Source organism: Adlercreutzia aquisgranensis (assembly GCF_943193145.1).
GTDB lineage: Bacteria > Actinomycetota > Coriobacteriia > Coriobacteriales > Eggerthellaceae > Xiamenia > Xiamenia aquisgranensis.
In genome coordinates this window covers 109,140-121,834 of record NZ_CALPDA010000009.1, presented here as the reverse complement: position 1 = coordinate 121,834, position 12,695 = coordinate 109,140, and the positions used below count along the sequence as shown (strand labels likewise).

The following is a 12,695-nucleotide window of genomic DNA, read 5'->3' as shown; positions in this document are numbered from 1 at the left end:
TCAGAGCACCTCCAGGTAGCGGTCGAGCTCCCACGACGAGACGCTCGACTGGTACTCGTTCCATTCGCGGCGCTTCTCCTGCACGAGATAGCTGTGGATATGTTCGCCCAGCACCTCGCGCATGAGCCGGCTGCCAGCGAACAGCTCCACAGCCTGGCCCAAGCTGTCCGGCAGCGTCGCGAACCCCCGGTCGCGCAGCTCTTGGCGCGCAAGGTCACCCAGGGAACCGTCCTCCACCGGATCGGGCGGCTCCAGCCCCTCCTCTATCCCCTTCAGTCCGGCGGCCAACATGACGGCGAAGGCGAGGTAGGGGTTCGCGGAGGGGTCGGGGCTGCGCAGCTCCAGGCGACACGCAACCTCGCTGCGCGGGCGATAGCCCGGCACGCGCACGAGCGCCGAGCGATTGGTGCGCGACCACGACAGGCAGATAGGCGCCTCGCCGCCGCTGACCAGGCGCTTGTACGAGTTCACGCACGGGTTGGTGACAAGGCAGAACTCCGGAGCGTAGCGCAGCAGGCCGGCAAGGTAGTGCTTCGCCACCTTCGACAGGCCGTAGCCTTGAGTGTCGTCGGCGTCGAAGAAGGCATTGTTCCCGTCGCGATCGAAGAGGCTCTGGTGCACGTGCATGCCCGACCCGGGCTGGTCGGCCATGGGCTTGGGCATGAAGCTGGCGTGCACGCCGTGCTTGAGCGCGATCTCCTTCACCACCAGCTTGTAGGTCATAACCGCATCGGCCATGGAGAGCGCGTCGGTGAAGCGCAGGTCGATCTCGTGCTGGCTATGCCCCGACTCGTGATGGGAGTACTCCACGGGGATGCCCATCTTCTCCAAGGTGAGCACCGTGTCCCGCCGCAGGTCACTCGCGTAATCAAGGCTGGTCAGGTCGAAGTACCCTCCCCGGTCGAGCACCTCGGTCCCCCGAGCGTCCTTGAAGTAGTAGTACTCTAGCTCCGGACCCACGTTGAACGTGTATCCGAGCGATTGGGCCGCCTGCACGGTACGCGCCAGCACATGGCGGGGATCGCCCTCGAAGGGCTCCCCGTCGGGGGTGCGGATGCTGCAGAACATGCGAGCCACGGCGTTGCTCTCGGGCCGCCAGGGCAGCACCTGAAACGTCGAGGCATCCGGAAACGCGAGCATGTCGGACTCCTGGGCGGGGGTGAACCCTTCGATGCAGCTGCCGTCGAAGCCCATGCCCTCGTTGAAGGCGCCCTGCAGCTCGCTGGGGATGACCGCGAAGGACTTCATCGACCCCAGCACGTCGGTGAACCAGAACCGGACGAAGTGGACATCTCGGCTCTCTATGGTCTTCAGCACGAAGTCTTGCTGGAAGTTGGCGGGCATCGGCGTTCCTTTCACCGCAAGGGTCGTTGGACGGCGGCAACCTCGGCCGACATCTTCCCCATAGTGTAGGATGAATGGACGTTTTCTTGCAGCTCCATCTCGGAAAGTCAACGTGTTTTTAACAAAGCATGGAAAAGCTTTCGTTTCGGTGACCAATTGCGTACACTGGCATTCGCAAGATGGTTGGCGGACATACCGTTGCTCCGCAAGGCCATTCCGGCGTTTCCGGACCGAGAGAGGGGAAACGCCTGACGGACGTAGTTTGGTTCGAGAGGATAGCCCTTATGGAGGAGAAGGAAATCGCAGGGACGCTTCCCGTCATCGACTACGACGAGGCCCTTGACCGCTTCGGAGGCAATTCCGCCCTTTACAAGCGACTGGCTTCGAAGTTCACAGAAGACCCCCATTTCGCAGACATGGAGGAGGCCCTCGCACGCAACGACGCCGAAGAGGCTTACCGGGCAGCCCATGCGCTTAAGGGCGTATCCGGCAACCTCTCGTTCAGCGAGCTGTACTCCATCGCCGCCTCCATGAGCGCTCTGCTGCGCGACGGCGACAAGGAGGCGGCCACCGTACTGCTTCCGTCCGCCAAGCAAGCCTACGTGCGCGTGCTCGACGCGCTGGTCGATCTGGAGAGCCTGTCACTTTAGGCCCTGATACAGGAAACCCGCAGGCAGGAAAACCACGCCAAAGACCGCGCCCCCGATCCGCAGAGACCGGGGGCGCGGTCTTGCACAATGTCCCGCATGGCCTTCGGGAAGGCCGCGTGCCCGCGACGGAGCCTAGGCGCCTTTGCGGCCGAACAGGTCCTCCCAGTCGCTTGCGGCCAGAATGGTGCCGGCAAGGATGACTACACAGCATACCACCGAGCCCGCGGTGGGCACGGTGCCCTGCAGCAGGAACGCGAACAGCACGGCCCAAGCGGAGTAGCTGATGTTAAGCGCCATGGACTTCGCGGCGCCGATGGGCGAGCTGATGGACTTGTAGTAGAACAGGTAGGAGACGGTACCGGCCAGGGCGGCCAGGGCCACCACACCGGTCGCTGCGCTGGGTACGGCGCTGGCGGTGAAGGCCCAGGCGCCGAAGGCAGGCAACACCACAGCCGCGTAGACGATGCCGCTCGTGGTCTCGCGGATCTGAAGCGCTGTCTCGTTGTCAACCAGGTCGTCCTTCATCCCCCAGCCGCACAAGACCGCCTCGCTGCCCCACCCGATCACGCACGCGGCCGCACCCACCAGGCCCAATGCCGCATTGCCCGTAGTCTCGGCGTCGGTCATGGACAGCACGCCCATGGCGACGATGCCGCCCATGGCGCAGAAGAACGCCACCAGTTGCTTGGCGCTCATGCGCTCCTTCAGGATGAGATAGGACAGAATTGCGCCGACCGCCGGATAGAACGCAGAAATGATGGCCGTGTAGCCGGGTCCTATGTTGTTGATGGCCACCACGTAGCCGGTCATGCCGATAGGTCCGCCTAACAGTGCGCCTAGAACAACCACCTTGCCGCTGCGTGTGCGCAGAGCCCGCCACGTGTCCTTCAGCCGCCCGCGCACGCCCATATAGATAAACAACCAGACAGCGCAGAACATATCATGGAGCGCCGACGAGGCGATGGCGCCGAAGGCGATGGCCTCCACCGTATCTATATAGGGGCTCATCCCCAAGGCGATGCCCAAGATCACCGTATCCAACGCCCAAAGAATACCGCTGGTCAAACCGAATTTCGTCTTGCTCAATGCACCCATGGTCCGTCCTATCCCGTGGCATGGCGCTGCCCGCAGCCCGCAAGGGCGCCTTCCGTTCCCGTCATGTTCCGAAGCATTCGCGCCGCCTGGAAGCAGCGCGCCGACCAGCTATCCCTCGTACAGAGCCAAAACCGGTTCCAGGTAGTCCTTGGCGTAGCGGTAGTAGATGTAGAGCCACTCGCCCACCACGTCTCCCTCGGCTTCCTTGAGCAGCGACCACACGTACCAGCACCAGCCCGCCAAAGCCACGTAGGCCAGGTTGTGGCGCAGCTCCTCGGACGTGGGCATGCGGCCGAAGTACAGCGCAAGGGTCTGCTCCGCCTCCTCGCGCGTCAGCTGGCAGCACACGACGTAGGTGCCGAAGTCGCTCGCGTAGTCGGACATGCCGGCGTACTCCCAGTCGATCAGGGACATGCGCCCGTCCTCTTCCACCAGGAAGTTCAAGGCGAAGAAATCGTTGTGGCACAGGCACCGGTAGGTGTCGTCGGCGTCGGCGTAGGCTTTCAGCTGGGCCACCCTGCGGGCCATGGCATCGAATCCGGGCACGTCGATGGCGCCCTCGTGGGCTCGCAGCAGCCCCTCGTAGCGCTTGGACTCCTCGTAGAAGTCGAAGCAGCGCTGCACCGTGGCGCCCGACTCGTGCAGCGACCGCGCCATGGCCATGGCGCGGGCCGCCTCGTCGGGATTGCGCGGGTCGAGCTCGCGGCAGTTCGAGACGAACCGGGAGAGCTTCCAGCCGACCTCGGGATCCTCGGCGATGAACGTATGGTCCAGCCCCAGTTCGCGGGCCACCTGAAGGCCGGCCAGCTCCGCATGGCGGTCCACCAGCTCTTCGGTCCCCACACCCGGATGGCGGTAGACGTACTCATCATCGCCAATGCGCACGTGGCACGACAGATTCGTGAGCCCTTGCTTGAGCGGGTACACGTCGCAGATGTCGCTTTTCCTGCATCCGAGAACCGACACGATGTTGTCAAAGGCCTGGGAATCCACATTCTCCAGGAATTGGGGGTCGAACTCGCGCAGGTCATCCAGAGAATCGAACTCGTGTATGACACCTTTCGGGTATTCGCGGGCAGCCATGGAAAGCTCGTCAAGATGCTCGGCAAACAGGTCCTCCCACAGCTTGTCGGCGGTGGCCGGCTTGCCCCATTCAGCCTCCAGAACGCGCACGAGTCCCTGGGAGAACCCCTCGTCGAAGAACACATGCCCCAGCATGATGAGTGAATCGGCCCCGCCCACAGACACACCGGTGATGCGCCCGTTCGCTCCCGTGCGCAGGCACCATTCGTCGGTGGGGCCCTCCACGTACTGGGCGGCGTAGTAGGCGCCGTACACGTAGGGTTCGAAGGGATTCTCGGCGAAGTAGTTGTCTGAGGAGCAGACGTAGGTCCTGCGCAACCGATCGCGTACGACCATGAGCGACGAGTGATTGTTGCGCGTCGCGTAATGATCGTTGACGACGAAGCGCACGCCGTACTTCTCCTCCAGGTAGAAGAAATACTCCTTCTTGTAACCCACCACCACGGTTATATCGGTCACGCCTGCGGCCACGAGCTGCTCGATCTGGCGTTCTATGAGCACTTCGCCGCGCACGCGCAGCAAGCCCTTGGGTTTTTCGTAGGAGATGGGCGCGAACCGGCTCGACAGCCCCGCCGCCAAGATGACGGCGTTGTCCACACGGTACGGCGCAAGCGCCTGCATGCCCGCATCGGTCACCGTCACGAGGTCAGCTTCGTCGGCCAGCAAACCCTCGGCCAGCAACTGCTTGCGAGCGCCGTTGACCGTGCCCACCGAAAGGCCAGCCTTGGCGGCGATGGCGCGCTGGGACGCCCGCGGATCCTGCGCTAACGCCGCCAGAACGGCGAACTGATTCTTTGACAGCGCCCGACCGTGCTCCACAGCCGACTCCTTCCGACAGGCGAACCCGCATCACGAGTGTTCATTTCTTTCGGAAGTATAGCTGAAATGAACAACTAGTCACTGATGTTCATTTATCTGATCATTTTCTACATAAATGAACGTCGACACTCGATCGAAAGGGCACTCGGAAGCCGCTACACCCAGCGGTCGACGAAATGCAGAATGAGGGCTGCGCTGGTGGGCGTGAGCAGCTCTCCCTCCCGCCTGTGCTCGCACACCGGCAAGCCGCGGTCGATGATGGCCCGGGTGGCAGGTGCCGGCAGCGGCAGGCGCCCGTGGGCGCAGTCGACGAAGCCCTCGCCGCACTGGACGGGCGTCGCCTCCACGGCCTGGGCGCCCGTGGCTCGCACCGCCAGGCAGATCAGGAGTGCATTGGCTATGGCGGCCCCGTTTCCCACCTCGTGGAAATGGGTCCTATCCACCGGCACGCCATGGGCTGCGGCCTCCGCCTCGGCAAGGATGCCGTACACGGCGCGCATGTCCTCGCGAACCTCCTCGGGCACTTCCAACCCGTCGATCGTCGCGTAGACCTCGGCGATATCGTGACAGCGGCCTGCCGGGACGGCTGCGGCGGCGCAGGTCTCGCGAACCTCTCGGGCCGTCACGTCGTCCAGCATCGCGAACGTCTGGGTCAGAAGCGCCGTTCGGGTCGCATCATCGCGCAGGTCCCATACCAGCGTAGTCGTCATAACGCCGTCCCTTCCGAAGCCCCGTCGCCGCTCGCAGGAGAAACGCGGGGACAGTCGATCATGTGAGCCAGGTAACCGGCCCCGAACCCGTTGTCTATGTTTACCACCGACACGCCCGAGGCGCAGGAGTTCAGCATGGACAGCAGCGCTGCAAGCCCGTTGAAGCTGGCCCCGTAGCCCACGCTGGTGGGGACCGCCACAACCGGACAGCTCACCAGGCCTCCGATTACGCTGGCCAGAGCGCCTTCCATGCCCGCCACGGCCACCACGCACCGAGCCGACGTAAGCATGTCGCCGCAGGAGAGCAGGCGGTGGATTCCCGCCACCCCCACATCGTAGAGCCGCTCTACGCGGCTTCCCAGCGCCTCGGCGGTGATCGCCGCCTCCTCCGCCACAGGAAGATCGCTCGTGCCGGCGCAGGCAACCACCAGAAAGCTCTCGGGCTTCGGAGCCGGCAGCTCGCCGAGCAGCAGGATGCGCGAGGTATCGTCGTAGCGAACGGGCACGCCGCCGAAACCGTCCGGCGAACCGAAACCACCCTTCCCTTCCCTGAGGGAAAAAGCCAACCGTACTTCATCGGCCTTGGGAGGGTCCACCCGGGTGGCCAGCACGGGCCCTTGGCCCGCCCGCAGCAAGGATAAGGCGATGGCGGCGATCTGCTCGGCGGTCTTGCCCTCGCCGTAAATCACCTCGGTCGCGCCCTGACGCTGCGATCGGTGCAAGTCGACCTTCGCAAAGCCCAGGTCGTCCACGGGCGCAGCCGCTATCCGGGCCACAGCCTGGTCCACGCCCGTCGCCCCCTCGGCAACGCGCTGGAGCAGCGCGCGGAGCTCGTTTCTGTCCATAGCGACTCCCTCCGATAACGCCGAAACGAAATCGAGGGCGCATGCTAGCCTGCGCCCTCGAACGAACGTACATCCCTCACCGCCGACCACGGGCGGTGAGTACCCTTAGGCCTGACCGGGAGGCACGATGCTGTCGCCCCACTCGTCAGGGTAGCCGTCCATGTCGGCATCGACGTACTCCACGCCTTCGATGACCACGGTGTTCACCGGCTGGTCGGTAGAGCCGTCGTCACCCGAGGAGCCCCCGTCGTCACCGGAAGCGTCGTCGCCGGAAGCGTCGTCACCGGAGCCCTCGTCATCAGAGCCCTCGTCGCCCGATCCGTCGTCTCCGGAGCCCTGGCCGTCGGAGGGCAGCGCGGAGGCCGCAAGGGCGGTAAGGGGGATGTTCGTGAAGTCGAGGGCGCTGCCGAGCCACTTGCTCTGGATGACGCCGCCCACGCCGTTGCCGTTCAAGGTGACCACGGCGGTGGACACCGCCTGCTTCAGGTCGGCATTCTCGTCGCTCACGCCCACGCCGTAGCCGCTCGGCTGCTGCATGAGGGCAACGATGTGGGCACCCGTGCCAGCGCTGTGAACGGCATAAGTACCGATGACGGCATCGGCCGCCGCATACTGGACAGTGCCCATCTGCAGGTCGTCGAGCGCAGTACGCAAATCGTCGGTAGAGGTAAGCACAGCGTTCTCGAACTCGTTTGAAACGGCCCAAGCGCTCTTCGAGGAAGCTTGCGCGGCCACGGTGATGGAAGCATCGCTCGCGGGAACCTCGGTCGCGTCGGCAAGACCGAACAGCGCTACCGCCGTAGGCAGATAGGAATCCGACACCCAGAAACCGTGGCTGTCGGAGCGGTCGACGCCCATGACTATATCCACGGTGCCGTTGGCAAGCGCAGAGTCGAGGTCGGACCCCACGTCGATCACCTCGAGCTTCAGGCCGAAGTAGTCGGCCAAAGCCGCGGCCATATCCACGTCGATGCCGATGACGCGGTCGGAGCCGGAAGGCTTGCCGGCAAGCGGCGCCGTGTCGGAGTTAACGCCCACGCGCAGCACGCCGTCCTGACCGATGGTGGGGCTTGCCAGCGACGGAGTGGGCGTCGGCGGCGTGTAGTCGCCGCCCGAGCATCCGCCCAGGCAGAATGCAGACAGGGCCGCGGCCGACACCGCCGCAACCAGAAGGGCGCAAGCCCGGCTTCGCTTCAAACCCATGGAACAAGCCTCCGTCCAACGTCCGAGGTTCATCTCGATGCGCTTCCCTCGTCTGACCTAGTCTTTGACCCCACACTCGCGCACCGGGGCTGAGCTTGCGCCTGACCCTCTCGTCCGCTGCGGCGGGATGCCGCAAACGTAGAACGGACGGTGCGGCTTACCTCTAGGATACGCCATGATCGCCGTGCGAGCACGACTTACGTGGATCCTTTCGACCGCATCTGCCATGGACTTGGGTGCGTGCACCCGCAACTACAGACCCGAAGGAAGCATCGACACAGTTTACTTTATGGAATCGCGGCAAGGACGCAACGGGGAAGAACAAACACGCGAGAACCACGGGATGGATGCTATGCTGTGACCATGGCCTCCCTGCCCCGACAGATCGTACGCTGCGCCTCCGCCGCAGCGCTCTCCCTGGCCGAACTGGTCTGGCCGACCCGCTGCGCCGCCTGCGACGCTCCCGGGCAGCTGCTCTGCGACCGATGCCGCAACGCCCTGCCCTACATCGACCCTCTGCTCGCATGCCCGCGCTGCGGCGCTCCCTACGGCGCCGTGCAGTGCAGCGAGTGCAACCGTGCCACCCTGCAGCATCGGGGGTACGAGCGCTACCCCCTCGACGGGCAGGTGAGCGCCGTCTCCTTCGACGACGCATCCGCGAGAATCGTCAGAACCTGGAAGGACGCCGGCGAAAGGGCGCTCTCCGCCGTTATCGGAACGTTTGTCGCTCGATCCGTACCTCCGTCCTGGATACAGCGCAGCCCTGTCGTCGTCGCTGTTCCCGCCAGCCCGAACGCCTATCGGCGCCGGGGATTCGATCACGGGTTCGAGCTTGCCTCGGACGTCGCCGAGCGTCTGGGGCTGTCCTGCGCCGCGCTGCTCGACAGGCCCCGCGCCAAGGACCAGCGCAACCTGACCGGAGCTCAACGTGCATCCAACATGCAGGGACGATTCAAGATCGCGCCGGGCACCGCCTCCCTGCACCGGCCGCCAAGAGCGGTGCTGCTGGTCGACGACGTGTGCACCACGGGCTCCACGCTCTTCTCCGCAGCCGAGGCCTTGCGCCTTTGGGGTGCGGAAGAGCTCTACGCTGCCACCTTCGCGCGGGTTTGGTAGCCGCCGGCGGTCGGCCCGAGCCGCCCTACTCCTTCGGTTGGCGCATCGCCGTGACGGCGACGCCGGCGGCCTCGGGGGCGTCCATGGGAATGAAATGGCGAATCGGCTTCCACTCGCACTTCTTCACCAGCGCTACCAAGGCGATGGGGATGTAGGTCAGCATGAAGAAGGGGAACGTGAACATGGACCGGACTTTCAGCCGGTTGGGCGCATGGATGGAGTCCCATTCGACGAAAGTGGTCAGCACACCGAAGGCGAACATGAACAGGAAGAAGTTGGCAAGACAGAAGAAGATGGAGGACGCGCACGAGATGACCATGGTCTTCAGCGTGATGATCCCCATGGCCGCAAGCAGCAGGCAGATGGAGTTAATAGCCACCGACACGATGGTGAGCAGCATGCCCGGGGCGATGGTCATCAGCATGTCGTAGCAAGCGAACCGCGCCCCCGGCGGGTTCGACACCGCGCCTTTGACCAGCCGTGCCCCGTAGTTCCAGAATACCTGGTAGAAGCCCTTCGCCCACCGGAAGCGCTGGTTCCAGGAATCCTCGAAGGTGACCGGCTGCTCGTCGTAGAGCACGGCGGTGGGCGTATAGCTGATGCGCACGCCGCTCAAGATGCTCGAAGCCGAGAACTCGATGTCCTCGGTCAGAAGATGCCATTTCCAGCCACCGGCCTTCTCGATCACGTCGGCCGCGATGAAAAAGCCGGTGCCCGAGATGGCGCAGCTGGTGTTGAGCAGCAGGCGCGCCTGGTTGAGAAACTTCGCCTCGCGCAGGAACCAGACCGCGTAGCCGGCCGAAATCCAGTTGGAGTAGAAGTTCTTGGAGTTACGGTAGCTGGTGGAGGCCTTGGCCCCCGCATCGAAGGTCCGGTTCATCTCACGGAAGTAGTTCACGTCAAGCACGTTGTCGGCGTCGAATACGAAGTAGGCCTCGTAGCCGGCATCGGCGTAATGACTGCGGATGATCTGAAACCCGTAGTCCAGCGCGTAGCCTTTGCCCACCTCCTTGCTGTTGTGCCTGGTGAACACTGTGGCGCCAGCATCGCGGGCCACTTGCGCGGTGTTGTCCGTGCAGTTGTCGGCGATGACGAAGACGTCGATGAGCTCCTGCGGGTAGTTCTGCACCTTGATAGAGTGGATGAGGTCCCCTATGACCGGCTCCTCGTTGCGCGCCGTGATCATGACCGCGTAGCGGTGGTTGCGCGTGGGCGTGTGGACGGGGACCTTTCGCGTGAGCACGACGAACGCGTAGTAAAGCTGATAGGTGTAGCACAGCGTGAAAATCAGAAAGACGCAGAAGTTGAATGCGTCGATGAACGTTATCTGGGACAGTACCTCGTCAAACACGGTTGCTCCTCGGTTGCCACAACATCGCCCGAGCCGCCGAGATACGCTGCGACGAGCGCCCTTAGCACAGCTTCCGCCTCTCCTACTCGAGCATCCATGATTATAGTAGCCTGAAACCCACTGGGAACTAACATGTTTGCAATGTTGCACATTCTTTCGAATTCAGAGGAAATTCCATAAGATTTAAGCACGCAACGTCCATATTCCTTAGGGGGAAATCCCAGTTCAAATAGGTTGCAGTAGAAAAAGCCAGTGCTGCGGACCAAAACAGTATCGTCGTTGCCGAGCCAGCATTCGTCCGAAAGCACCGCACAGCCCTCTCGGCAAAACGCAACGAAACGGCCGGACGCAGATCAGCGCCCAACCGATCCGGCGCTGCCCTGCAAAAAGAAAGGGCCGGAACAGTGTCCCAGCCCATGCAATCATGGTGGTCGCTACAGGATTTGAACCTGTGACCCCCGCCGTGTGAAGGCGATGCTCTCCCGCTGAGCCAAGCGACCGAATGGTTTGTTGCTCGCGCAACGTCGATATATATTAGCGATGCACCGCCCAGAGCGCAAGACCGTTTTCCATCCGTGGAGGAATCTTCACGGGCAGACAACCCGACGGCAGTCAAGCAGCCGCGTCTCGGCCTCAAGCGCCCTTCGGCTCGCTTCAGGAAGCGCTGCCCCTCGCCTGGGCCGCCAGCCTGAGCGACTCCCTGCTCAGAGGCGCGCCTTCGGGCACGTAGACTGCCAAGCACGGGAAACTCGGCTTGTTCGACAGGAGCGCTCCTTCGCAAAGGCCACGGGCCCGCTCCTCTGCAGCCAGTCCCCGGCGCACGTCCGCCTTGGTCAGCCCGGCTCGGCGCAGAGGCGAAACCACACCCGCCTCGGCCAGGGAGACGAACCCCGGACGGCGGGACGGATCGTCGGTGGCGTTGGTTCCATCGGCCACTACATCGTAGCCGTCGGCCAGGGCTGCAGAGCGCACCACGTCGAAGATGAAGCGCTTGCACAACCGGCACCGGTCGGGCGGGTTCGCGCAGATGTCGGCCCGAGCAAGCACGTCGGCCTTCACCACGCGCAGGGGCACGTCGAGAAGGCCCGCCACCTGCTCGGCGTCGCGCAGCTCGAAATCCGGCTGGAACTCCGTCTTCACCAGGTAGGCCGTAACGTCGCAACCGGCCCGGCGCGCAGCGGCCAGCAGGTAGGCCGAGTCGCATCCGCCCGAGAAGGCCACGGCGAACGACCGCTCGCGGTCCAGGAAGGCGTCCAACGGCTCCGCGACCAGACGCTGCCCCTCGCCCACGATGGGCGTGTCGGCGGAAACGGCATCGTCGTTGCGTGCCGTCGGCGCTACGATGCCTTGACCGGGCATGCTACACGTTGAACTTGAAGTGCATGACATCGCCATCGGCCACCACGTAATCCTTGCCCTCCTGGCGAAGCTTGCCCGCGTCGCGGCAGCCCTTCTCGCCGCCCAGGGCCACGTAATCCTCGAAGGAAGCGGTCTCGGCCTTGATGAAGCCGCGCTCGAAGTCGCTGTGGATGACGCCGGCGGCCTGGGGGGCCTTCGCGCCCACGGGGATGGTCCAGGCGCGGGTCTCGGTCTCGCCGCTGGTGAAGTAGCTCTGCAGCCCCAGCAGATGGTAGGCCTCCCGAATCAGCCGAGCCAGGCCGGAATCCGCCAGCCCCAACGCCTCCATGTACTCCTTTGCCTCGTCAGGGTCCATTTCCGCCAGCTCGGCAATGTCTGCCTCCACCTTCGCCGAAATGGGCACCGGGGTGCAGCCGTCTATCTGGGGCAGCTCCGCATCAACCGCGCCCTCGTCCACGTTGGCAATGTAGAGCATGGGCTTCATGGTCAGCAAGTGCAGATCGTAGAGGGCGTCCTTTTCATCATCGGTCAGCTCGAGCGTGCGGGCACGATGGCCCTCGTTGAGCCCGGCCAGCACCTTGCGGGCCGCCTCCAGCTTCGCCGTACCCGCCTTGTCGCGCTTGGCCTCCTTCTCCAGGCGCGGGATGGCCTTCTCCACCGTAGCGATGTCTGCCAAGATCAGCTCTGTCTTGATGGTCTCCACGTCGCTTTGGGGGTCCACCTTGCCCGACACGTGGGTGACGTCCGGGTCGCCGAAGAAACGAACCACTTCCGCGATGGCGTCGGTCTCGCGGATGTTGGCCAAAAACTGGTTGCCCAAGCCCTCCCCCTGGCTGGCGCCGGCCACTAGCCCCGCGATATCCACGAACTCCACCGTGGCGGGTACGATCTTGGCGGGATGGTCGATGGCGGCTAGCGCGTCCAGCCGATCGTCGGGCACCGGCACGATGCCCACATTGGGCTCGATGGTGGCAAACGGGTAGTTGGCGGCCAAACCGCCCTTGTTCGTCATCGCGGTGAACAACGTAGACTTGCCGACGTTGGGCAGCCCCACGATACCTATAGAAAGAGCCATGAGTTAACCTCGTATCCGATCGAAGAAACGACTCGTGTTGCATTA

11 protein-coding genes and 1 tRNA gene are annotated in these 12,695 nt (G+C 64.0%); 2 read left to right on the top strand and 10 right to left on the bottom strand.

From position 1 onward, the window contains the following. Positions 1 to 1,344 (bottom strand): glutamine synthetase family protein, encoded by a 1,344-nt coding sequence (locus NFR41_RS07015; RefSeq protein ID WP_251231270.1) that lies wholly within the window; start codon positions 1,342 to 1,344, stop codon positions 1 to 3. Between the two features lie 284 nt (positions 1,345 to 1,628). Between NFR41_RS07015 and NFR41_RS07010 the strand changes: the two genes are divergently transcribed. Then, positions 1,629 to 1,994: an Hpt domain-containing protein gene (locus tag NFR41_RS07010; protein WP_251231269.1), complete on the top strand. Its 366-nt coding sequence runs from the start codon at positions 1,629 to 1,631 to the stop codon at positions 1,992 to 1,994. A gap of 132 nt (positions 1,995 to 2,126) precedes the next feature. On the opposite strand, the gene NFR41_RS07005 is transcribed toward NFR41_RS07010, so the two are convergent. The 5 genes from NFR41_RS07005 to NFR41_RS06985 all read right to left on the bottom strand — a co-directional run bounded on the left by NFR41_RS07005 (position 2,127) and on the right by NFR41_RS06985 (position 7,749). Next, positions 2,127 to 3,089, bottom strand: a complete 963-nt coding sequence (locus NFR41_RS07005; RefSeq protein WP_160214466.1) for a DMT family transporter — start codon at positions 3,087 to 3,089, stop codon at positions 2,127 to 2,129. Between the two features lie 108 nt (positions 3,090 to 3,197). Then, the gene (locus NFR41_RS07000) at positions 3,198 to 4,991 is read right to left on the bottom strand and encodes a phosphotransferase (protein WP_251231268.1); all 1,794 of its coding nucleotides are present in this window, start codon (positions 4,989 to 4,991) and stop codon (positions 3,198 to 3,200) included. Between the two features lie 155 nt (positions 4,992 to 5,146). Beyond that, on the bottom strand, positions 5,147 to 5,701 hold the full coding sequence (larC, locus tag NFR41_RS06995) for a nickel pincer cofactor biosynthesis protein LarC (protein ID WP_251231267.1): 555 nt from the start codon (positions 5,699 to 5,701) through the stop codon (positions 5,147 to 5,149). Next, positions 5,698 to 6,546: a nickel pincer cofactor biosynthesis protein LarB gene (gene larB / locus NFR41_RS06990; protein WP_251231266.1), complete on the bottom strand. Its 849-nt coding sequence runs from the start codon at positions 6,544 to 6,546 to the stop codon at positions 5,698 to 5,700. Before larB ends, larC begins: the two co-directional genes overlap by 4 nt. A 105-nt stretch (positions 6,547 to 6,651) precedes the next feature. Further along, complete coding sequence (locus NFR41_RS06985; protein WP_251231265.1) at positions 6,652 to 7,749, bottom strand: substrate-binding periplasmic protein; 1,098 nt, start codon at positions 7,747 to 7,749, stop codon at positions 6,652 to 6,654. Positions 7,750 to 8,112: 363 nt separating this feature from the next. On the opposite strand from NFR41_RS06985, the gene NFR41_RS06980 reads away from it, so the two are divergent. Continuing rightward, entirely contained in the window at positions 8,113 to 8,865 is a 753-nt protein-coding gene (locus NFR41_RS06980; protein ID WP_251231284.1) for a ComF family protein, read from the top strand. A gap of 25 nt (positions 8,866 to 8,890) precedes the next feature. Here the strand turns inward: NFR41_RS06980 and NFR41_RS06975 are convergent, their stop codons facing one another. The 4 genes from NFR41_RS06975 to ychF all read right to left on the bottom strand — a co-directional run bounded on the left by NFR41_RS06975 (position 8,891) and on the right by ychF (position 12,650). Beyond that, positions 8,891 to 10,216, bottom strand: a complete 1,326-nt coding sequence (locus NFR41_RS06975; RefSeq protein ID WP_160214472.1) for a glycosyltransferase family 2 protein — start codon at positions 10,214 to 10,216, stop codon at positions 8,891 to 8,893. 425 nt (positions 10,217 to 10,641) lie between these two features. Then, positions 10,642 to 10,716, bottom strand: a tRNA-Val gene (locus tag NFR41_RS06970). 154 nt (positions 10,717 to 10,870) lie between these two features. After that, complete coding sequence (locus NFR41_RS06965; RefSeq protein ID WP_251231264.1) at positions 10,871 to 11,575, bottom strand: adenine nucleotide alpha-hydrolase family protein; 705 nt, start codon at positions 11,573 to 11,575, stop codon at positions 10,871 to 10,873. Between the two features lies 1 nt (position 11,576). After that, complete coding sequence (ychF, locus tag NFR41_RS06960; protein ID WP_160214473.1) at positions 11,577 to 12,650, bottom strand: redox-regulated ATPase YchF; 1,074 nt, start codon at positions 12,648 to 12,650, stop codon at positions 11,577 to 11,579. Between the last annotated feature and the right edge of the window lie 45 nt (positions 12,651 to 12,695).

What these genes read in the sequence shown, in the direction of transcription:
- NFR41_RS07015 (WP_251231270.1), bottom strand. Translation starts at nt 1,344, where the DNA reads ATGCCCGCCAACTTCCAGCAAGACTTCGTGCTGAAGACCATAGAGAGC.
- NFR41_RS07010 (WP_251231269.1), top strand. Translation starts at nt 1,629, where the DNA reads ATGGAGGAGAAGGAAATCGCAGGGACGCTTCCCGTCATCGACTACGAC.
- NFR41_RS07005 (WP_160214466.1), bottom strand. Translation starts at nt 3,089, where the DNA reads ATGGGTGCATTGAGCAAGACGAAATTCGGTTTGACCAGCGGTATTCTT.
- larC (WP_251231267.1), bottom strand. Translation starts at nt 5,701, where the DNA reads ATGACGACTACGCTGGTATGGGACCTGCGCGATGATGCGACCCGAACG.
- larB (WP_251231266.1), bottom strand. Translation starts at nt 6,546, where the DNA reads ATGGACAGAAACGAGCTCCGCGCGCTGCTCCAGCGCGTTGCCGAGGGG.
- NFR41_RS06985 (WP_251231265.1), bottom strand. Translation starts at nt 7,749, where the DNA reads ATGGGTTTGAAGCGAAGCCGGGCTTGCGCCCTTCTGGTTGCGGCGGTG.
- NFR41_RS06980 (WP_251231284.1), top strand. Translation starts at nt 8,113, where the DNA reads ATGGCCTCCCTGCCCCGACAGATCGTACGCTGCGCCTCCGCCGCAGCG.
- NFR41_RS06965 (WP_251231264.1), bottom strand. Translation starts at nt 11,575, where the DNA reads ATGCCCGGTCAAGGCATCGTAGCGCCGACGGCACGCAACGACGATGCC.
- ychF (WP_160214473.1), bottom strand. Translation starts at nt 12,650, where the DNA reads ATGGCTCTTTCTATAGGTATCGTGGGGCTGCCCAACGTCGGCAAGTCT.